Annotated in this window: 18 protein-coding genes and 1 tRNA gene; 9 read left to right on the forward strand and 10 right to left on the reverse strand. The window is 71.9% G+C overall.

From position 1 onward, the window contains the following. Positions 1-123 precede the first annotated feature (123 nt). The 3 genes from HDG68_RS02710 (at position 124) to HDG68_RS02720 (ending at position 3,578) form a co-directional block, all read left to right on the forward strand. The gene (locus HDG68_RS02710; RefSeq protein ID WP_172148948.1) at positions 124-2,481 is read left to right on the forward strand and encodes a transglycosylase domain-containing protein; all 2,358 of its coding nucleotides are present in this window, start codon (positions 124-126) and stop codon (positions 2,479-2,481) included. Then, positions 2,478-3,407, forward strand: a complete 930-nt coding sequence (locus HDG68_RS02715) for a metallophosphoesterase (protein ID WP_172149169.1) — start codon at positions 2,478-2,480, stop codon at positions 3,405-3,407. Before HDG68_RS02710 ends, HDG68_RS02715 begins: the two co-directional genes overlap by 4 nt. 94 nt (positions 3,408-3,501) lie before the next feature. After that, a tRNA-Pro gene (locus HDG68_RS02720) sits at positions 3,502-3,578 on the forward strand. A gap of 101 nt (positions 3,579-3,679) precedes the next feature. Here the strand turns inward: HDG68_RS02720 and HDG68_RS02725 are convergent. Continuing rightward, positions 3,680-4,597 carry a nucleotidyl transferase AbiEii/AbiGii toxin family protein gene (locus tag HDG68_RS02725; protein ID WP_343037396.1) on the reverse strand — a complete coding sequence of 306 codons (918 nt, stop codon included), beginning with the start codon at positions 4,595-4,597 and terminating at the stop codon, positions 3,680-3,682. Further along, positions 4,590-5,126, reverse strand: a complete 537-nt coding sequence (locus tag HDG68_RS02730) for a type IV toxin-antitoxin system AbiEi family antitoxin domain-containing protein (protein ID WP_172148949.1) — start codon at positions 5,124-5,126, stop codon at positions 4,590-4,592. The genes HDG68_RS02725 and HDG68_RS02730 overlap by 8 nt, the downstream gene beginning before the upstream one ends. A 180-nt stretch (positions 5,127-5,306) precedes the next feature. Between HDG68_RS02730 and HDG68_RS02735 the strand changes: the two genes are divergently transcribed. Next, positions 5,307-5,939, forward strand: coding sequence for a hypothetical protein (locus HDG68_RS02735; protein ID WP_172148951.1), 633 nt, complete (start codon positions 5,307-5,309; stop codon positions 5,937-5,939). 45 nt (positions 5,940-5,984) lie between these two features. Here HDG68_RS02735 and HDG68_RS02740 read toward each other — a convergent pair whose 3' ends face one another. After that, complete coding sequence (locus tag HDG68_RS02740) at positions 5,985-6,569, reverse strand: DnaJ family domain-containing protein (protein WP_343037397.1); 585 nt, start codon at positions 6,567-6,569, stop codon at positions 5,985-5,987. A 53-nt stretch (positions 6,570-6,622) separates the two neighbouring features. Here HDG68_RS02740 and HDG68_RS02745 point away from each other — a divergent pair, with 53 nt between their 5' ends. Then, entirely contained in the window at positions 6,623-7,648 is a 1,026-nt protein-coding gene (locus HDG68_RS02745) for a serine hydrolase domain-containing protein (protein WP_172148953.1), read from the forward strand. A 24-nt stretch (positions 7,649-7,672) separates the two neighbouring features. After that, positions 7,673-8,647: a LacI family DNA-binding transcriptional regulator gene (locus tag HDG68_RS02750; protein ID WP_172148955.1), complete on the forward strand. Its 975-nt coding sequence runs from the start codon at positions 7,673-7,675 to the stop codon at positions 8,645-8,647. A gap of 96 nt (positions 8,648-8,743) precedes the next feature. Here HDG68_RS02750 and HDG68_RS02755 read toward each other — a convergent pair whose 3' ends face one another. After that, positions 8,744-10,633, reverse strand: a complete 1,890-nt coding sequence (locus tag HDG68_RS02755; protein WP_172148957.1) for a pectate lyase family protein — start codon at positions 10,631-10,633, stop codon at positions 8,744-8,746. A gap of 194 nt (positions 10,634-10,827) precedes the next feature. On the opposite strand from HDG68_RS02755, the gene HDG68_RS02760 reads away from it, so the two are divergent. Further along, positions 10,828-11,439 carry an HdeD family acid-resistance protein gene (locus HDG68_RS02760; RefSeq protein WP_172148959.1) on the forward strand — a complete coding sequence of 204 codons (612 nt, stop codon included), beginning with the start codon at positions 10,828-10,830 and terminating at the stop codon, positions 11,437-11,439. A 6-nt stretch (positions 11,440-11,445) separates the two neighbouring features. Here HDG68_RS02760 and HDG68_RS02765 read toward each other — a convergent pair whose 3' ends face one another. Next, complete coding sequence (locus HDG68_RS02765) at positions 11,446-12,186, reverse strand: SDR family oxidoreductase (RefSeq protein ID WP_172148961.1); 741 nt, start codon at positions 12,184-12,186, stop codon at positions 11,446-11,448. Positions 12,187-12,288: 102 nt separating this feature from the next. Here HDG68_RS02765 and HDG68_RS02770 point away from each other — a divergent pair, with 102 nt between their 5' ends. Further along, a complete protein-coding gene (locus tag HDG68_RS02770) occupies positions 12,289-13,488 on the forward strand; it encodes an NAD(P)/FAD-dependent oxidoreductase (protein WP_172148963.1) in 1,200 nt (399 codons plus the stop codon). Positions 13,489-13,506: 18 nt separating this feature from the next. On the opposite strand, the gene HDG68_RS02775 is transcribed toward HDG68_RS02770, so the two are convergent. Together HDG68_RS02775 and HDG68_RS02780 are read right to left on the reverse strand one after the other, a co-directional pair. Then, positions 13,507-15,477: a cytochrome c biogenesis protein DipZ gene (locus HDG68_RS02775; RefSeq protein WP_172148965.1), complete on the reverse strand. Its 1,971-nt coding sequence runs from the start codon at positions 15,475-15,477 to the stop codon at positions 13,507-13,509. A gap of 49 nt (positions 15,478-15,526) precedes the next feature. After that, positions 15,527-16,174: a hypothetical protein gene (locus HDG68_RS02780; RefSeq protein WP_172148967.1), complete on the reverse strand. Its 648-nt coding sequence runs from the start codon at positions 16,172-16,174 to the stop codon at positions 15,527-15,529. Between the two features lie 145 nt (positions 16,175-16,319). Here HDG68_RS02780 and HDG68_RS02785 point away from each other — a divergent pair, with 145 nt between their 5' ends. Continuing rightward, positions 16,320-17,036, forward strand: coding sequence for a fasciclin domain-containing protein (locus tag HDG68_RS02785; protein ID WP_172148969.1), 717 nt, complete (start codon positions 16,320-16,322; stop codon positions 17,034-17,036). Positions 17,037-17,146: 110 nt separating this feature from the next. Here the strand turns inward: HDG68_RS02785 and HDG68_RS02790 are convergent, their stop codons facing one another. The 3 genes from HDG68_RS02790 to sigK form a co-directional block, all read right to left on the reverse strand. Then, a complete protein-coding gene (locus tag HDG68_RS02790; RefSeq protein ID WP_172148971.1) occupies positions 17,147-17,290 on the reverse strand; it encodes a hypothetical protein in 144 nt (47 codons plus the stop codon). 757 nt (positions 17,291-18,047) lie between these two features. Next, positions 18,048-18,824, reverse strand: a complete 777-nt coding sequence (locus HDG68_RS02795) for an anti-sigma factor (RefSeq protein WP_172148973.1) — start codon at positions 18,822-18,824, stop codon at positions 18,048-18,050. Continuing rightward, positions 18,817-19,383, reverse strand: a complete 567-nt coding sequence (gene sigK / locus HDG68_RS02800) for an ECF RNA polymerase sigma factor SigK (RefSeq protein ID WP_343037398.1) — start codon at positions 19,381-19,383, stop codon at positions 18,817-18,819. Before sigK ends, HDG68_RS02795 begins: the two co-directional genes overlap by 8 nt. Positions 19,384-19,437 lie beyond the last annotated feature (54 nt).

Raw genomic sequence — 19,437 nt, forward strand, 5'->3', positions numbered from 1 at the left:
TCGTAGCCCGAGGACGCCTGGCGCGACGGACGGCACGGGTCGGCGACCACCGCTCCACACAACCTGCACACGGCGCGCCCCGCCGCGGAGCGACAGACACGACCGACCCTCTAGGGTTGGACCATGGCGAATTCTGACTCCCGCCGCATCACGCGCACCATCCCCGCCACGCAGATGGTGGCGCTGCTGCTCGCGTTCGTGCTCGCGGCCACGGCGGGCGGCGTGCTCGCCGCCGGATTCGTCATCCCCGCCGTCGCCGGCGTCAACGCCGCGGCCGACGGCACCGTCGAGATCTACGACGAGGTGCCCGCCGAGCTCGAGCCGCGGCCGCTGTCGCAGCAGTCGCGCATCTACGCGGCCAACGGCAAGCTGCTCGCCACGTTCTACTACCAGAACCGCATCGTCGTGCCGCTCGACGAGGTGTCGCAGGACATGCAGCACGCGGTCGTCGCCATCGAGGACGAGCGGTTCTACGAGCACAACGGCGTCGACCCGCAGGGCATCACCCGCGCCGCGCTCAACAACCTCGGCAGCGAGTCCACCCAGGGTGCATCGACCATCACCCAGCAGTACGTCAAGAACATGCTCATCGAGTCGGCGCTGCAGGACGACGACCCGTTCGCCGTCATCGACGCCTACGAGGACTCGCTGAACCGCAAGCTGCGCGAGGCCAAGATGGCCATCGCGCTGGAGAAGAACCTGTCCAAGGACGAGATCCTGCAGGGCTACCTCAACGTGGCGCAGTTCGGCTACGAGAGCATCTACGGCGTCGAGGCCGCTGCGCGCTACTACTTCGACAAGTCCGCGGCGGACCTGAACGTGGTCCAGTCCGCGACCATCGCCGGCATCACGAAGTCGCCGACCAAGTTCGACCCGACGCGCAACCCCGAGCAGGCCAAGGAGCGCCGGGACCTCGTGCTCGGCAACATGTGGAAGCTCGGCTACATCACCACCGAGCAGCGTGACGAGGCGCAGGCCAAGAGCATCGAGGAGACGCTGGACGTCCAGCGCACCCCGGCCGGCTGCCAGACGGCCAACAACTCGGCGTTCTTCTGCGACTACGTCATCAAGGAGCTGTTGCTCGACCCGGCCTACGGCGAGACCCGCGCCGACCGGCAGCAGCTGCTCTACCAGGGCGGTCTGGACATCCACACCACGCTGGACATGAAGAAGCAGAAGGCCGCGTTCAAGACCATCAAGCAGGAGATGCCCGAGGACGACTCGAGCAACCTCGAGGCCTCCCTCGTCACCGTCGAGCCCGGGACCGGCAAGATCCTCGCGATGGCGCAGAACGTGCCGTACTCCGGCACGAAGGCCGCCGGGAACTCCAGCCGCGACACCACGGTCAACTACAACGCCGACTACGTCCACGGCGCCTCAGGCGGCTTCCAGGTCGGCTCGAACTTCAAGCCGGTCGTGCTGGCCCAGTGGCTCAAGGAGGGGCACACGCTCCTCGAGCGGGTCACGGCGACCAAGGTGGAACGCACGGTGGGCGACTTCAACGCGCCGTGCGTGCCGTACCTCGGGACCGACACCTGGGCGCCCGCCAACGCCGAGGGTGTGCTCAGCGGCACCATCCCGGTGCTCGAGGCGACCTACCTGTCGGTCAACACCGCCTACGCGTCGATGGGCTACGAGCTCAACCTCTGCGGCCTGCGCGACACCGCGTGGGACATGGGCTACCGCCCTACGAGCAAGTCCAACCACGGCCCGATCAGCACGACGGTCAAGAAGAAGGACATCGATGTGCGAGCCCCCATGGTGGTCGGCACCCAGGAGTCCTCGCCGCTGAACATGGCGGCCACGTACGCGACGCTCGCCTCGGGCGGTACCTACTGCTCGCCGATGGCGATCACCGGCGTCACCGGGCCCAACGGCGAGGAGTACGACGTCTCCGGGTCCGACTGCGACAAGAACGCCCTGCCCAGCGACGTCGCGAACACGATCGTGTACGCCATGGAAAACGTGTTCACCCGCGGCACCGCCTACAGCCTCGGCGGGCTCGACGACGGTCGCCCCGTCGCCGGCAAGACGGGTACGTCGCAGCTGTCGACCCAGACCTGGTTCACCGGCTTCACGCCGCAGCTCGCCACCTCGGTGTGGGTCGGCACGGTCGAGAACGCCACCGAGGACCACACCAACGGGATGTGGGTCAACGGCAGCTGGTACGACCCGCTCTACGGCTCGTCCGTCGCGGCACCCGCCTGGAAGACCTACATGGACCAGGCCGTCGAGGGCATGCCCGTCGAGGACTTCGGCTCGCCCTCGCAGGACATGATCGGCACCCCGCCCGCCCCGCCGACCCCGGTCGAGACCGACGACTCCGACGACAGCTCGGACGACTCGGGCGACAGCGGCGGCTCGGACGACGGCGACTCGGGCGACTCCGGGAACTCGGGCGGCGGGAACGGCGGTGGCAACGGCGGCGGTAACGGCGGCGGCCCCGGGAACGGTGGCGGCGGCGACGGGGACGACGACTGAGCCCCGCACGACTGGTCGGCGGCCTCGTCGGGATCGGCGCCGCCGGCCTCGCCTACGCCCACCTGGAGACCAAGCTCTTCACGCTGCGCCGCGTCACCGTGCCCGCGCTGGCACCCGGTGAGCGTGAGCTGCGCGTCCTGCATGTCTCGGACCTGCACCTGATCCCGAGCCAACGGCGCAAGATCGAGTGGGTCCGGTCCCTGGCGGCGCTCGAGCCCGACCTGGTGATCGACACCGGGGACAACCTCGCCGGCCACGACGCCCTCGACCCGCTGCTGCACGCCCTCGAACCGCTGCTGGAGTTCCCGGGCGCGTTCGTGCTGGGGTCGAACGACTACTACTCCCCCACGTTCAAGAACCCGGCGCGCTACCTTCTGCCGGACGCCCGCGGGCCGGTCCGCAGCACGCCCGACCTGCCGTGGGAGCCCATGGTGGCGGCGATGCGCGATGCCGGGTGGGCGGACCTCACCAACCGTCGTGACGCCGTCGTCGTGCGGGGACGCCGCATCGACCTGGCCGGGGTGGACGACCCGCACCTGGACCGCGACGAGTTCCCCGCCCCCTCGGCACCCTCCCCCGGCGAGGACACGGCGGCCCTGCGCCTCGGTGTCACGCACGCCCCGTACACCCGGGTGCTGGACCGGATGCACGCCGACGGCGCCGACGCGATCATCGCCGGGCACACCCACGGCGGACAGCTCTGCCTGCCCGGCTACGGCGCCCTGGTGACCAACTGCGACATCGACCGGCGTCGCGCCAAGGGCCTGCACGGCTGGCCGGGTGCCCGCCCCGACGCCCCCGGCGGGGAGGACTCCACCTGGCTGCACGTGTCGGCCGGCGCGGGCACCTCGCCGTACGCGCCCGTCCGGTTCGCGTGCCGCCCCGAAGCGACCTTGGTCACCTTCACCGCGCGCGGCCGGATCTGAGTTTTCGTTCTGGCGCGATCGTCGGCTATTCTGGGCAGGCTTCCGCACACGGAGCCCGGTCCGCCGGGTGATCGAGCGTGCGGGCGTAGTCCCTCGGGGTGTGGCGCAGCTTGGTAGCGCGCTTCGTTCGGGACGAAGAGGTCGCAGGTTCAAATCCTGTCACCCCGACCAGCCGAAAGGCCCTCCGACCAGCGGAAACGCTGGGCTCGGAGGGCCTTTCGCTTCCCATGACAACGGTATGGCCGTTTGTGCCGGGTGAGGACCGACGCGGCTCAGGCGCCGCGCGCGGAGTGGATCTGGCGCAACGTGCCTTCGAGCCAGGCGCGAGCCTCGTCGAGTGTCTCGAGGATCGGGGTCATCCCGTCGACCAGGGTCTCGTCGCGCGCGTCGGCATACGCCAGGGACCAGCCGTCCATCGGCCGCAGCGGCAGCGGTGGCCAGAGTTGCTGGTTGCGGAAGGCGAAGGTGCGCTCGCACATTTGCCGCAGCACGTTCAGGTCGGGGCGGGCCAACCACAACAGCTGCAGATCCACCAGGTCGTGGGCCCGCACGTAGCCGGGGTCACTGACGGCGTGAAGCTTCTGCGAGATCTGGTACTCCAGATCGACGAGCTCGACCGGGTTCAAGTCGCCGAACCCGAAGTGGTCGCCGAATTCCACCAGGTGCCCGTCGATCTGCCTGCGAGTGTGGGCGAACGGGTCGATCTCAGGGTCGGAGACCTCGACGTCCAGGCCTGTCCACGCCTTGCCGAGGAACGAGATCGAGACCCGGTAGGGGTGCATCACATACTGCGGCTCGGCAAGCCCGGGGTCGTGGAGTCGCACCGCACGCACCGATGCCGTGAAGGCGACCCGGGCCGGGGCATCGGGGTCACGGCTCAGCGCACCCTTGGATGCCGGAACCTCACCCCAACCGCGTGCGAGCCGGTCACGGAATGCCTGCTCGAAGTCCTCACCACGCGCACGCGTGGAGACATCGAGGTCGGCGGTCGCGCGAGTGCCCTGCTCGCCCATGCGCAGCTTGACGCCCATGCCGCCCTTGATCGCGACGGCGTCCGGAAGCATCTGCGAGACGGCCAGCGTGCAGAGCATCACCCGTGCCCGCGCCACCGGAATCCCCATGCTCCGGGCGACCTCAGCCAATCGGTCGTTCAGCTGCTGGATGTTCAACGGCGGCGTCACCTCAGTCACGGGCGCTCTCCTTCAGGTCCGGGATCTCGTCGGGGCGCATGAGCTCGCGCGCCACGAGGGTCGCGACCAGCGCATCCCAGCGGTGGGGGGCGACCCGTGCCCGCAGGTCCTGCAGCGCCCTGGGGATCGTGGTCGTGGGCACGCCCTCGACGTCTGTCAGGTCGTCGTCGGTGATGTCGGCGCGACGTTCCAGCACCATCCAGTCCGGGAGGGTTCGGCGCACGCGACGCCGGGTTCCCACGCGAACCTGCCGGGGGTTGAACTGGCCGACTCCCAGCAGGTCGAGGACCGACTCACGCTGCAGGAACGCCCCCGGTCCAGCGAGGGCGGCAGCGACTGCCGGCTCGGTCAGACGGGTCGTCGGAACGTCCCGGTGGGAGTAGACGCCCTGACCGTACGAGCGCAGCACGCCTCGCGCTGCCAACTTGCGCACCTCCACCGCGGGCACGCCAGTGTCCTCTGCCTCGGCGACGGTGACGACGCCGTGGTTGCTCGCCGCGATCTCCCACAGGTCATGCCGATATGTCACGCGCCACCTCCACGTCAATACCGTACCACTATCAGTACGGTATTGACTGGTTGAAGAGGGGCGGGCGCCTGCCATCTGATGCAGCCCTGTTCACGCCGCCCCACTCCGAGCGAAGGTGCCGTGGACTCCACCGTGCTCGGCGATCAGATCTCGATCGCTGCTGCCCCGTAGGGTTCCGGCATGGCAGTGGAGAACGGTGATCGCGCTCGGCAGCTCGCCGATGAGCCTCAGGACGAGAGTCGCGGCTCGTGGCGTGTGCTCGTCGCGTACGTGCTCCTGATCGCCGGACGAGCGCTCCCTGTCATCTCGATCGCAGTGGTCATGTGGAGCGCGCTGACACGAAATTCCTGGAGCAGTGCACCGCTCGATGACGCAGGCTTCACGACAGCCTTGCTACCCAACCTCGCAGCGACCCTCTGGTTCTGCTTCAGCCTGGCGCTCCCGTTCATCCTCCTGCCGGTCGGCTCCACCGTGCTGTCCACTCGCGACGATGACCAACTGACCGTCGCCACCGTGCTCGGTCAACGCATCGTCGACCTTGCCAGCGCCCGGACATGGCGCGCGAGCCTGCCAGGGCGGGGAGTGGACATGCAGATCGTCCTCGTTCGGTCGAGGACAGGCTGGGCGATACTCGCGGCTTCGAACTTCTGGCTCGATGACGGACACCAGGTCCTCGACGGCCGTGACTCCTCGAGCTCGTTCCGGCCGGGAGCAGTGCGGCGCAGAGCACGAGGGTGGATGCTCTTGATGATCTGGGCCCTGTTCTCCTTCATCACCTTCGGTGTCGGCGGAAGCGCCGCGGGTACGTTCTGACGACGGACGGTCTCGCAGCGACGCCCTGCCGAGCGTGCGAGACCGTCATTCGTAGATCCCCTGGGCTCGACGCCGCTCACGCCAGCGACGCACCTCGGCGTCGACGTCACGCGTGGGGGTCACCACGGGCGGACCGCCGGTGAGCTGGCGGCGGGCGTCGACGACACGGGCGTTGAAGTCCTCGACCACCCGCCGCACGCCGGCCTCATCGCTCTCCCGGTCGAGGGTCTCGTCCATCGCCGCCGACTCCTGGCGCAGCTGCGCGGGAGGCAGCACGCCGGTCACCTGCTCGCGTTCCACGAGGTTCTTCAGCCACCAGTCGGGGTCGTGCGTGCCGCCGATCCCCCGCAGCGGCTTGCCCGCCGAGGGCAGGTCGTCGAAGTCACCGCGCCGCATCGCCTGGTCCACCAGGGTGTCGACCCAGCGCGCCCGGTCCGTCATCGACCGGCGCACGCGGTCGCGGCGCCGCTGCTCGGCGTCGCGTCGCGTCTCGTCCTCGTCCGACGGCGGTCCGCCCGGCGCGCGGTCGCCCGCCGGTCCGGTGCGCCCTGCTTCGGCCGCCTCGCGCTCGGACTCGCGATCCATCCGGTACTGCGCAGCCCGGCGCACCGGGTCGTCGTGTCCCTCCACCGTCCCACTGTAAATTCCTGGCGCACCGTGCGGACCGCGTCTACGTTCGCCGTATGGACCTCGACGAGGATCGCTACGGGGCGGCCGTGGCGAGGCGAGCGTTCTCCGGTGTCGTCGCGGTCGACAGGGGTGAGGTGCGGCTGCTGCGGCGGGCCGAGGGGCTCGCACACCGCGCCGCGCAGGTTCCGGTCACCCCGCGGACGCGGTTCGCCGTCGCGAGCGGGACCAAGGCCTTCACCGCACTGGCCGTGATGCGTCTCGTCGAGGACGGCGTGCTCACCCTCGACACGCCCGTTCGGACCTTCCTCGGCGCGGACCTTCCACTGGTGGACGACGACGTCACCGTCGAGCACCTGCTGACCCACACCTCCGGCATCGGTGACTACCTCGACGAGGAGCACTGGGACCCGCACGACCACGTCCTGCGGCAGCCGGTGCACGTGTTCACCTCCGCCGAGGCGTTCGTCGCCGAGCTGGACGGCCACGCACAGGTCGCTCCGCCGGGCCGGCGGTTCGCCTACAACAACGGTGCCTACGTCGTCCTCGCCCTCGTCGCCGAACGAGCGTCGGGCCGCCCCTACCACGAGCTGGTGCGCACCGAGGTGTGCGACCGCGCGGAGCTGCGCGCGACGGGTTTCCTCCGCAGCGACGCCCTGCCCGGCGACACGGCGACGGGCTACCTCGAGGACGACGGACCGGCCACGAACGTGCTGCACCTGCCCGTCCTGGGGGTCGGCGACGGCGGGATCTACACCACCGCGGACGACCTGCACGCCTTCTGGCGAGCGCTGTTCGCCGGGCGGATCGTCGCTCCCGACACCGTGGCGGCGATGACCAGGCCCCGGCACGACGTGCCCGCAGAAGGTCTGCGGTCCGCGATGGGCTTCTGGCGACGACGGACGGGACGCGCCGTGCTGATCGAGGGGTACGACGCCGGCGTCTCCTTCCGGTCCACGCACGATCCGCTGACGGGGACCACCGTGAGCGTGCTCGGCAACAGCTCCGAGGGTGCGTGGCCGGTGATCGACCTGGTGGCGGAGCTCGACGACGAGGCGCCCGAGGACGACGATCCGGCGTAGAGTGCGGGCAGACTGGAGGTACCGATGCCCGTCACCAGCGCCGATGTCGCGCGAGCCGCCGGCGTCTCGCGCGCGACGGTGAGCTACGTCCTCAACGACACCCCGGGGTCGAGCATCTCGACCGCCACCAAGGAGCACGTGCGGGCCACGGCCGCCCGGCTGGGCTACGCGCCGTCGGCCGCCGCCCGGGCACTGCGCCGCGGCCGCAGCGACCTCGTCGTCTGCGTGCTGCCCGACTGGCCCACGGGTCCGGTGGTCGACACAGTGCTGGACCTGCTCAGCGACAACCTCGCCGCGCGCGGGCTGTTCCTGCTGGTCCACCACCACCGCTCCACGCGCCCGCTGCGCGAGCTGTGGAAGGCGGTGACCCCCCGGGTCGTGGTCGGTCTCACCCACTTCCCGGCGGAGGACCTGCGCGCGTTGCGGCAGGCGGGGATCGAGGTCGTCGGTGCCGGCGACGTGGACGACGGCGGTCACCCCGGTCTCGATCCGGACAACCAGCGGGGCCTCGGTGCGCTGCAGGTGGAGCACCTGCTCGACCGGGGGCACCGGCGGATCGGGATCGCGACGACCCCGGAGGAGCGGCTGCGCGAGTTCGCGTCGCTGCGCGTCGACGGCATCCGCGCGGCCTGCGCGGCGGCCGGGGTCTCCGAGCCGCCCGTCGCCGTGGTCGACCCGACGGTCCCGGCGACGGATCTGGCCCGCGGGTGGGGGGACGACGGCGTCGACGCGGTGGCCTGCTACAACGACGAGGTGGCGCTGGCCGTGCTGGCCGGCGCCCGGGAGGCGCGGCTCGACGTTCCCGGCGACCTGGCCGTCATCGGGCTCGACGACGCTCCGGCGGCCGCCCTGGCCGACCCGCCCCTGACGTCGGTCGCCCAGCCGAGCGCGGCCCAGGCCCACCACCTGGCCGCCTGCGTGGAGGCGGTCCTGGACGGCACGCCGCAGCCGGACCCTCCCACCGAGCCGAGCCGAGTCGTCGTGCGCGCCTCCACCTGACCCGGCACTCGCCACGCAACACGGCTGTGGGCATGAGATCTGCAGGTCTCCCGGCCGGGAGACCTGCAGATTTCATGCCCACAGCGTCGGGGTGGGTCAGGGAGCCGGGTACTCCACGACGTACTCCGGGCTGCCCGACGTCGACGGCGGCACCGCGTCACCGACGCCGTTGACGACGTGGTTGATCGTGCCGTCGTTCAGGTTCACCGTCATGACGTGCCGCAGCCGCACGCCCGGGGCGTCCGGCACCTCGAACCCGTTCTCGGTGACGATGTCGGTGTTGTTCCGGTTGTAGACGTACACCCCGCCGCCGTGCAGCGTGTGCTCGGTGACGTCGTCGGCCACCTTGTAGCCGGCCCACCCGAGCGTGCCGTCCGGACGGGTCCAGTCCGCCTGGGTCGGCGGGTCGTAGGGGAGCTCGTTCTGGTACAGCACGGTGGTGCCGCGCTCGCCGTTCCAGACAGTGTTGAACTCCTGGAAGTGCTCGACGAACAGCCCCGTCGCGGTGACGTCGTCGCCGTTGATCCGCACACCGGTACGGCCGGTGTTGGTGGCCCAGCGCTCGTCGTCGCCGAGGAAGCCGTCGGTCAGGTCGAAGTCTTCGATGCCGTGGTCACCGCGCCACACCCAGGTGTGGTCGATGAGCACGTGGTCGGCGTTCACCTCGAGCGCGGTGTCCGTCTTGCCGATGTGCGGGCCGCCGACGCGGAAGTACACGTCGTTCAGCGTGATGGGATTCGCGGGGTCCGCCTGGGCCGAGTGGTCGCCGTTCGGCTTGCCGACCTGCAGCAGCACGGGCGACTCCGCGTTGCCGGCGTCGATCGTCACCCCGGCGACGACGATGCCGGGCTGGTCCGTGACCGTCATGGGCACGGCGCCGTCGACGGCGGTCAGGGTCGCGTGACCCATGCCGAGCACGACGGTGTCGGCGTGCTTGACCTTGATCGTGTCCGCGACGTCGTAGACGCCCGGGGTGAGCAGCAGGTGCTTGCCGCGGGACAGGTTGGTGTTGATCTCCCGCACGGAGTCACCGGGCTGGGCGATGAAGAAGTCCTCGATACCGATCGTGCGACCCTCGGTCAGGCCGTCGGCCCAGCTCACGCCACGCGTCTCGGTCTGCGCGGACGGGACGCGGACGTTCCAGCGGCCGTCGTCGTCGACGAACAGGTACGGCTTCTCGCGGCTCACCGGCGTGGTGTCGAGCGTCGTGTAGGGCTGCTCCGGGAACACCGAGTCGTCGGGTGCGCCCTCGACGCCGGAGAACACCTGGTTCCACACGCCGTTGGACCACGACGGCATCTCGCTGTTGCGGGTCAGCCACTGCTGCTGGGATCCGTTGAGCACCTCGGTGTCGAAGCGGGAGTCGGCGATGTAGCCGCCCGAGGCGTACTGCGGGCCGGCGGTGCAGTAGTCCATGAGCGAGATCGGGCCGGTCACGTCGAGCCGGCGCATCGAGACCGCCTGAGACACGGCCCAGAAGTTGGTGGTGGCGCGGCAGCCGTCCTGCCCGGTGCCGTCGACCGTGAGGTGGAGGTTCGACAGCGTGCGCCAGAAGTTGTTGAGCGCGATGCAGTTCGAGGTCCCGCCGTCCTCGAGGCAGCGGTTGTAGACCTCGATCGCGCCGTGGACGTCGACGTCCCCCGGGTCCGCGCCGAGGCCGGCGACCTCCGTGTAGTAGCCGACGCGTGCCTGCAGCGGGTCCTCGGCCGAGCCGTACTCGCCCGGCGTGAACAGCACGCTGTAGCGGTTCGTCGACATCTCGGCGTCGATCTGCCGGTCGGCGAGCTCGTCGAGCGTGGCCTGGATCTCGGCCTGCGGCGTCGTCGGGTCGAAGACCGTGACGTTCGGGCCGAGGTCCGGGTCGTACGGGTCGACCTGCTGCTTCGGGGACGCCTGCGCGGCGCCGACGGTGGTCGTCAGGATGGCCGCTGCGGCTCCCAGGGCGAGCACGCGGCGCGCTCGGCCGCGTGGGGACGGGACTGACATGCGAGTTCCTCTCCGTCGAGACTCGTGGGTGACTCGTGTCACCACTCGAGGACACTAGGGGGTCGCGCTGTCGGGGCGCAAGCGGTACCCGGCGTCGGCGCGCACGCCGCACCCGCCGTCGTCGCACGTCAGGGGGCGCGTGGCGCGAACTGCTCGTAGCATCGCCAGCACGGGAACCGACCGGAAGGCAGGCCATGTCCGACGCCAGCGCGACACCCCTCTCGAACCGGACCGCAGGCACGGCCCGCCGCCTGTGGGGACTCGTCTACGTCCGCGCCGCCGCCTACCTGGTGGTCGGCGTCCTGCTGTTCGCCAACCCCGACGAGGGACTGGTGTGGCTGCGCTGGCTGGTCTGCCTGGTGATCCTCGCCCAGGGGATCCTGCTGACGCTCGAGGGCCGCGCCGCCCGGGGCGCCGACGGCGAGATGAGCTGGCGGTTCGTGGTGGGGATCATCAGCATCGTCGCCGCCGCGGTCGTCGTCCTGCTGCCCGAGATGACGTCCTCGCTCTTCTTCCTCGTCCTGGGGATCTGGGCGTGCGCCGCCGGTGCGGTCGGCATCGTCGGCGGCCTGAGGGGCCGGGCCGAGCACGCCATGGCCTGGGACTGGCAGCTCGTCAACGCCGCCATGTGGCTGGTGCTGGGGATCGTGGTGCTCGCCCGGCCCACCGACGACACGACGACGATCGCCCTGCTGCTCGGCGTCTACCTGCTGCTGGCCGGCGCGGTGCTCGCCGTCGGCGGGCTCGCCACGAGCACCCGGCAGCGCGAGCTCGACACCGCCGCACCGCCGTCGTCGGACGACTGACGACCGTCACGCACCGGCGGCCAGCCACTCGTCGAACGTGACCCGCCCCCGCGGGCCCTCGCCGTCGGGCAGCAGCCCGCCGCCGCGCATGTCCTCCCCCGCGCCCGGGAACGAGATCGGCACGACCCATCGCAGTCGTCCCCGCGCCCGCAGCAGCCGCCGGGCCATGTCCACCATCTGCTCCTCGCGGGGCCCCGCCAGCTCCGGCGCGAACCCCTGCGGCCCGGCCTCCGCGCACCGCACCAGTTCCTCGCCGACCTCGCGCGCCGCCACCGGACGGCTCAGCATCCGTGGCATCACGCCCACCGGGCCGGGCACCTGGTCGAGGATCTGGCCCGGGAACTCGTGGAACTGCGTCGCCCGCAGCACCGTCCAGGGCACCTCGCCGTCGGTCACCACCTGCTCCTGCGCCGCCTTCGCCCGGAAGTAGCCGTACCCCGGCACCCGCTCCAGCCCCACGATCGACAGCAGCACGTGGTGCGCGACGCCGGCCCGCGCCTCCGCGGCGAGCAGGTTCCGCGAGGTCGCGGTGAAGAAGTCCCGCGCGGTCCGCTCCCGCGGGCTCATGCGGTTCAGCGTGTCCACGACGACGTCGGCACCCTCCAGCGCGGCGTCCAGCCCGGCCCCCGTGACGACGTCGACGCCGCGGCTCCGCGCCAGGACGACGACGTCGTGCCCGGCCCGCTCGACGGCGGACACCACGTGGCGGCCCACGGTGCCGGTCCCCCCGGCGACGGCGATCCTCATCGCGCACCCCTCTCCCCGGTCCCGTCCAGGATCGTCCGCCGGGCGCGCGCTCGCAGCCCCCGTGGCAGGGTGTGACCGGAACCACTCTCGCGAGGAGGACCGATGGAACCGATCGTCGTCGTCGGCGGAGGCCTGGCCGCCGCCCGAGCCACCGAGACGCTGCGCACCGAGGGGTACGACGGTGACCTCGTCGTCGTCACCGGCGAGCCCGAGGTTCCCTACGAGCGACCCCCGCTGTCCAAGGACTACCTGCGCGGCGAGGCCGGCCGGGACGCCCTGCGCACGCTCGACGCCGACTGGTACGCCGACCACGGCGTGGACCTGCGCACCTCCACGACGGCGGTCGGCCTCGACGTCGCCGCACGGTCGGTGTCCACCGCTCCCGACGGGGCGCTGCGGTACTCGCGACTGCTGCTCGCCACGGGCTCGCGGGTCCGCCGTCTCGACGTCCCCGGCGGCGGGCTCGACGGCGTGCACTCCCTGCGCTCCGTCGCCGACGCCGACCGGCTCGCCGAGGCGCTGGCCGGTGACGGACCCGTCGTGGTGGTGGGCGACGGCTGGATCGGCATGGAGGTGGCGGCGTCGGCCCGCCAGCTCGGCCGGGACGTGACGCTGGTCGGCCGCGGCCGCCACCCGTTGGGTGCCCTCGGGCCCGAGGTGTCCGCGATCTTCGCCGCCGAGCACGAGGCCCACGGCGTGCGGCTGCTCGCGGGCCGCAGCGTCACGGCGTTCGAGGGCACCGCCCGGGTCACCGGGGTCACGCTGGACGACGGCGTCACGCTCGAGGCGAGCACCGTCGTCGTCGGCATCGGGGTCACCCCGGAGGTCGGCCTCGCCGAGGCGGCCGGCATCGAGGTGCGCACCGCGGAGGCCGGCGGCGGGATCACCGTCGACCCGACGCTGCGGACGTCGGCACCCGAGGTGTGGGCCGCCGGGGACATCGCCGCCGTCCCCTCCCCGCGGTACGCCAAGCTGCTGCGGATCGAGCACTGGGCCGTCGCCGACAGCACCGGTGCGCACGCCGCCCGCTCGATGCTCGGCTCCGGCCGGGAGTACGACGAGCTGCCCTACTTCTTCTCCGACCAGCTCGACCTGGGCATGGAGGCCAAGGGGCTCACCGAGGGCGACGTGGTGCTCTCCGGGTCCGCCGAGGACCGCGAGTGCGTCGCGTTCTGGGTCACCCGGGACCGCGTCGAGGGAGCGATGGGGATCAACGTGTGGGACCGGATGGACGACGCCGAGGAGCTGATCCGGCGCGACGGACCGGTCGACCGCGCGACGCTCGAGGGTTTCGTCGCCTGATCCCCCACCGGCGGCGGGTCAGCCGAAGGTGAAGGTGTACACGGACACGCCCTCGGGCACCTCCAGCTCCACGACGCCCTCGGTGTGCTCGTCACCGCGCAGCACGTCGTACAGCGTCGGGTTGCCGGCGACGTCGATCTCCCGCTCGGCCCGCACGGAGCCGTCCTCGGCCAGGAGGCGGGCGGTCACGGTCCCCTCGCCACCCAGCACCGAGTACACGTCGGTGGACCGGTATCCCAGCCGCAGCGTCGCGTCGTCGGACACCGCCGTCGCCCCCTGGAAGTCGACCTCCCACGTCCCGGCGAGCGAGAACGTGTCCTCCGGCTGCTCGTCGGGCGCCTCGAAGTGACGTTCCCCGCTGCCGTAGTCGGTGGGCCCGGCGTAGTTGAAGACCTTGTTCAGCGCCAGGTAGGTCTCCGGCGTGGTGTCGGCGTCCGGCGTCGTGTCCTCGGTGTCGGTGGGCTCCGGGAGCTCGACGTCGGGATCTGCCTCCCGGAGCAGGTCGCGGATGTGCTGCTCGGTGGTGGCGTAGTCGCCCTCGCCGAACTTCAGGTACCGGACGGTGCCGTCGGCGTCGATGAGGTACTCGGCCGGCCAGTAACGGTTCCGGTAGCCCGTCCACGTCGAGTAGGAGTTGTCCTGCGCGATCGGGTGGTCGACGCCGAGGTCCTCGGCGCCGGCGATCACGTTGCGGGTCTCCCGCTCGAACGCGAACTCCGGGGTGTGCACGCCGATCACCTCGAGCCCGGCGTCCTCGTAGCTGTCGTACCAGGAGTTGACGTGCGGCAGCGCGCGCTGGCAGTTGATGCACGAGTAGGTCCAGAAGTCGATCAACACCACCTTCCCGCGCAGCTCCTCGAGGTCGACGGCGGTGTTGTCAGGGGTGTTCAGCCACTGCGTGATGCCGGTCAGCGGCGGCGCCGTCCCGCAGTCCGCCAGCTCCGTGTCGCCGCTGGTGCAGTTGTCCAGCTCACGGTTGGCGTCCGTGACGATGCCGCCCAGTTCCAGGGCGTCCTGCACGTCCTCGTTGCCGTCGATCTGCTGCTGCAACGCCCCGGTGTAGTCCGGCAGCGCCCGCTGCAGCTGCGCCGGCAGGTTCAGCGCGAGAGCACCCGCGAGCGCGATCATCACGAGGCCGCCGCCGATGCGGATCCCCCGCTGGTGACGCTGGAACCCCCGCACCCGCTCGGCCACGCGCCGCCCGGCCAGCGCGAACACGAGCAGCGGGATCGCGGCGCCGACGGCGAAGCTCACCGTCAGCGCGACCGTCCCGGGGCCGATCTGCCCGGTGGCGCCCGCCACGGTGATCGCCGCCAGGACCGGCCCGGCGCACGGCACGTACAGCACGCCGAGCCCGAGACCCAGCAGGAACGCACCCCGGTCCTGGTTCGGCGACCGGCGGGACCCCAGGGCGGCGACGCGCTGGAACGGCCGCTCGAGGATCTCCTCGAACCGCGGCACGATCATGCCGATGCCGATGGCCACCAGCAGGGTGATGCCGAGCCAGCGCAGCAGGTCCTGCGGCAGCCCGAGCGCCGTGAGGATCAACGACCCGAGCAACGTGAAGACGCTGAAGCTCACCACCAGCCCGGCGATCACCAGGTACGGCCGCCAGGAGCGGGGCGTCCGACGACGGCGGGTCGCGGAGCTCGTCCCGGCGCCCTCCGACGGCGCGTCGTCGCCCGAGAGCTCCAGGGTCACCGCCCCGGACCGGCCCCGGGGCGGGCCGCTGGAGACGCGGCCCGCGCGGTCGACGCGGACCGCCGTGGGCGCGCCGGCGAACAGGGCGGGATCGGGTCCGCCGTCGGCGCCGGAGCCGTCCGCGTCGTCCGCGTCGACGGCGTCGTCCGCTCCGCCGTCGGACGTGGCCCGCTGCCGGGCTCCCTCGACGCCACCGGCGAAGAAGATGACCGGCAGCATCGGCAGGATGCACGGCGAGATCCCGGTGACCAGGCCACCGAGCAGACCGATGAGGATGAGCGTCTCCATGCCCGAGGTTCGGAGCGGGACGCGTCCCAGATGGGTCCGAGCGCGCCGCTCAGCCCCGCACCGTCGTCGTCACCCGCGTCAACGACGGGCGCCGCGGGGTCGACCCGAACCCGAACCGCACCGGCGGGTCGACGTCCGCGAGCGCCCCCAGGTCGACGCCGTCCCACGTGGCCCGGACACCGACGATCGCGTGCACGTCCGTGGCCCCGTAGCTCTCCCGGCGGCCGTTGCCGGCGCTGCCCCGCGTGCGCACGCCGTCGAGCAGCAGCCGGGCGACCGGGTCGGAGAGCACCGCGAACCAGGGGGCGGTGGCGATCCGCCGCGGCACCAGGCGCAGGACGTGCCCGAGCGCGGTCCGGCGTCCGACGGCGGCACGGAGCCGGAGCGGACCGGCCGCGGCGATCAGCCACCCGCCGGCCGCCGGGGTGCCGCCGTCGTCCGTGCCACCGGCTGGTGCCGCGTCGTCGTGCACGGCCCGGACCGGCGACTCGAGCACGCGGTCGAACCCGTAGGTGGTGGCGACGAACTCGGCCACCTCGGGCGGCGCGACCAGCGTGCGGCGCCCCGTGACCTCCTCGACCATCGCGTCGGCGAACGGGCCGAACGGGGACTCGTCCCACCACCCGAGCACCACCCGCGTACCGGACTCGGTGCCGAGGCCGAGGATGCGCCCGTCGAATCGTCGGATGTCACCCATCCTGCGATTCTGCGGGCGGTCCCCGAGCCTCGCGAGATCACGAAACGGAAAAGTTCTCGATCGGACCCATCCGGACGCGGTGCCGGTTCCGAACCCCTGGTGAAGCGCCCCGGAGACGTCGGGGCGACGAGGCAAGGAGAGATCGATGAACGCTCGCACTCGCACCCGCACCGCCGCCGCCGGCTTCGCCACCCTGGCCCTGCTGGCCCTCGGCGCCTGTTCCTCCGACGACACCGGCGACGACATGTCCGGCTCGGAGGAGACCATGACCGAGGAGTCGCCCATGGAGGAGGAGTCCATGGAGGACGACATGGCCGAGGAGGACATGGAGTCCGACGACATGGAGTCCGACATGGCGATGGACCCCGCCGCGAACCTCGTCGGCCCCGGCTGCGAGGACTACGCCTCGCAGGTGCCCGACGGCGCCGGCTCCATCGAGGGCATGTCCACCGAGCCCGTCGCGGTGGCCGCCTCCAACAACCCGCTGCTGACCACCCTGGTCTCCGCCGTCAGCGGTGAGCTCAACCCCGACGTGAACCTCGTCGACACCCTCAACGGCGGCGAGTTCACCGTGTTCGCGCCGGTGGACGAGGCCTTCGAGGCCGTCGACGCCGAGACCATCGACACGCTGTCCACCGACGCCGACCTGCTGACCTCGGTGCTGACCTACCACGTCGTCGAGGGCCAGGCCCTGCCCGAGGACGTCCCCGGTGAGCACACCACCGTCCAGGGCGACACCCTCGAGGTGACCGGCGAGGGCGACGAGCTCATGGTCAACGACGCCAACGTCATCTGCGGCGGCGTCATGACGCAGAACGCCACCGTCTACCTCATCGACTCGGTCCTCATGCCGTCCATGTGATCACCTCCCGGGTCCCGGACGCGCAGGGGGCGCCCGGGTCCCGGGTCCGCACGCACCGGCCCGCCTTCGTCACCTGACGAGGCGGGCCGGTGTCATGTGCCGGGCGGGCGTCAACGCGCCTCCGGTTCCGGACCCTCGATCGCCGCACCCTCTGACAGCTCGAGCGCCTCCAGGTCGGGATCCGCGACCAGGGCGGCGACCAGTTCCCGGGACCCGGCCACCAGGGTCCAGGCGTCGTCGACGTCGTTCGCCACGAACCAGGCACGGTCCTCGGGCCACCAGAGTGCCGGGGTGCGCGGATCCTGCTGGCGACGGTCCGCGTCGTCGAGCCAGGGGGCGGCGTCGACCCATCCTCGATCGGCGAAGAGGTCGATGCCCCGGTGAAGAGGATGTGGCTGCGGTACGGCAGCTCGAGACGCGGCCCGGCCGCCGGCTCGGCCTCGAGGATGCCGGTACCGAGAGCCGGCACGTCCGGATCCGGCGGCGCGGCACTCGCCACGAGCTCGGACGGGACGCTGCCCTCCGTCGGAGGTTCGAGCGTCACCCCCTGCGGCGTGACGACGTCGTCGTTCGGGGAGTATGGCCGCCGGCAGAGCCGGTCGAGGTTCGCCGTCGCGGTCATCGTGGTGCCGAAGGCCTCCGCGGCCTCGGACCATCGCACGGGCTCGGGGCCGTCGTCCGTCTCACGCTCCAGCGGATGGAAGGCCCGGGCGTACGCCTCGAAACCCCGCGGGACAAAGGTGTGGATCGTCCACGGGACGTGGACGGCGAACTGCTCGGGGTCGACACCCGCGCGCACCCAGTCACCGCACGCCGGATCAGGAATCCAGGGGAACCGGGCAGGTCCTGCAGACATGGCCCCGAGGATGCCAGACCTCGATCAGCACGCTCGCTCCGGGTCACCCCCACAGCACCCACGGTCGGGACGCCCCTGCACTCGCACGCTCGCTCCGGGTCACCCCCACAGCACCCACGGTCGGGACGCCCCTGCACTCGCACGCTCGCTCCGGGTCACCCCTCCGCGAGCACGACGACCGGGTCCGTCGTCGGCTGCTCGGAACCGCCCTCCGGCTCCACGGACACGGCCAGCCCGACGCCGTCCACGTCCTGCACGAGCTGCTCCACCGACCCGTCCTGCGGGTCCAGCAGGCCCGCCGACGTCACACCGCCCTCGGCGCCGACCAGCCAGAGCTGGTAGGTCGAGTCCGTGCCGACGTCGGGCAGGTCGTTCGCACTGAAGAGGAAGTCGTCGCCGGCGACCAGCACGGTCGCGCTGCCGCCCCCGGTCACGTCGCTGCGGAGCAGCTGGGCGGACGGGTCCGCCATCATCTCGGCGACGGTGTCGACCCGCTGCTGGAGCTCGTTCTGCTCGATGGTGGCCTGGATCGCCACGGTGGTCGGCACCGCGACGGCGACCACGGCGGCGGCCGCCGCGGCGACGAGGCCCCAGCGCCGACGTCGGGCACGGTCCAGCGGGACGACGTCGGCTCCCGCCGGGGTGCCGTCGTCGTGCGCGGCGCTGGGCTCGCCGTCGACCGGGGTACCGCCGTCGTGCCGCGACGATCCGGGCGTCGCGGCGATCCGGGCCATCACGGCGTCGCGCATCGCGGCCGGCGGCGCCGACTCGACGGTGAAGGCCGCCACGACCTTGCGGTACTCGTCGAGGGCGCGGCGGGCGTCGGCGTCCGTGTCGAGGAGCCGCTCGACCTGACGACGTTCCAGGTCGTCGACGGCGTCGAGCGCGTAGGCGGGCAGGAGGTCCCAGGCGTCACGGGTGCTGTCAGCCACGGTTCACCCCCAGGCAGTCGCGCAGGCGGATGAGGCCGTCGCGGATCCGGGTCTTCACGGTGGGCAGGGCGGCCCCGAGCCGCTCGGCCACCTCACGGTAGGTGCGCCCGCCGTAGTACGCGTCGACGACGGCTTCGCGCTGCGTCCCCGTCAACGAGTCGAGGCAGCGGCGCACGGCAGCACCCTCGAGGCGCTGCTCGACGTCCTCGGACACGACGTCCCGGTCGCGCGCGGCGAGCGTGCTGTCGACGTCGCGCTGGTCGCGGTCACGGCGCGACTGCTCGGCCCGGACCCGGTCGATCGCCCGGCGACGCGTGAGGGTGACGACCCAGGTGCGCGCCGAGGCGCGGGCGGGATCGAACTTCGCTGCGGACTGCCACACCTCGACCATCACCTCCTGGGTCACCTCGGCGGCGTGGTCGGGGTCGCGGAGCACGCCCAGCGCGGTGCCGTAGGCCGTCGGGGCCAGGGCGTCGTACACCGGCCCGAAGGCGTCCGGCGAGCCGTCGGCGCACGCCACCAGGGCGTCGTCGACCGGCGTCGTCTCGGGTGATGGCACCCGGACAGTGTGCCCCACCGAGCGTGGCTGGTCGATCCGGACCGTTCCTCGTCG

The organism is Isoptericola chiayiensis (genome assembly GCF_013149805.1).
Lineage (GTDB): Bacteria > Actinomycetota > Actinomycetes > Actinomycetales > Cellulomonadaceae > Isoptericola > Isoptericola chiayiensis.

Coding starts and splice junctions, on each gene's coding strand:
- HDG68_RS02775 (WP_172148965.1), bottom strand. CDS start 15,477: ATGGAGACGCTCATCCTCATCGGTCTGCTCGGTGGCCTGGTCACCGGG.
- HDG68_RS02755 (WP_172148957.1), bottom strand. CDS start 10,633: ATGTCAGTCCCGTCCCCACGCGGCCGAGCGCGCCGCGTGCTCGCCCTG.
- HDG68_RS02745 (WP_172148953.1), top strand. CDS start 6,623: ATGGACCTCGACGAGGATCGCTACGGGGCGGCCGTGGCGAGGCGAGCG.
- HDG68_RS02735 (WP_172148951.1), top strand. CDS start 5,307: ATGGCAGTGGAGAACGGTGATCGCGCTCGGCAGCTCGCCGATGAGCCT.
- HDG68_RS02765 (WP_172148961.1), bottom strand. CDS start 12,186: ATGAGGATCGCCGTCGCCGGGGGGACCGGCACCGTGGGCCGCCACGTG.
- HDG68_RS02760 (WP_172148959.1), top strand. CDS start 10,828: ATGTCCGACGCCAGCGCGACACCCCTCTCGAACCGGACCGCAGGCACG.
- HDG68_RS02770 (WP_172148963.1), top strand. CDS start 12,289: ATGGAACCGATCGTCGTCGTCGGCGGAGGCCTGGCCGCCGCCCGAGCC.
- HDG68_RS02785 (WP_172148969.1), top strand. CDS start 16,320: ATGAACGCTCGCACTCGCACCCGCACCGCCGCCGCCGGCTTCGCCACC.
- HDG68_RS02750 (WP_172148955.1), top strand. CDS start 7,673: ATGCCCGTCACCAGCGCCGATGTCGCGCGAGCCGCCGGCGTCTCGCGC.
- HDG68_RS02710 (WP_172148948.1), top strand. CDS start 124: ATGGCGAATTCTGACTCCCGCCGCATCACGCGCACCATCCCCGCCACG.
- HDG68_RS02780 (WP_172148967.1), bottom strand. CDS start 16,174: ATGGGTGACATCCGACGATTCGACGGGCGCATCCTCGGCCTCGGCACC.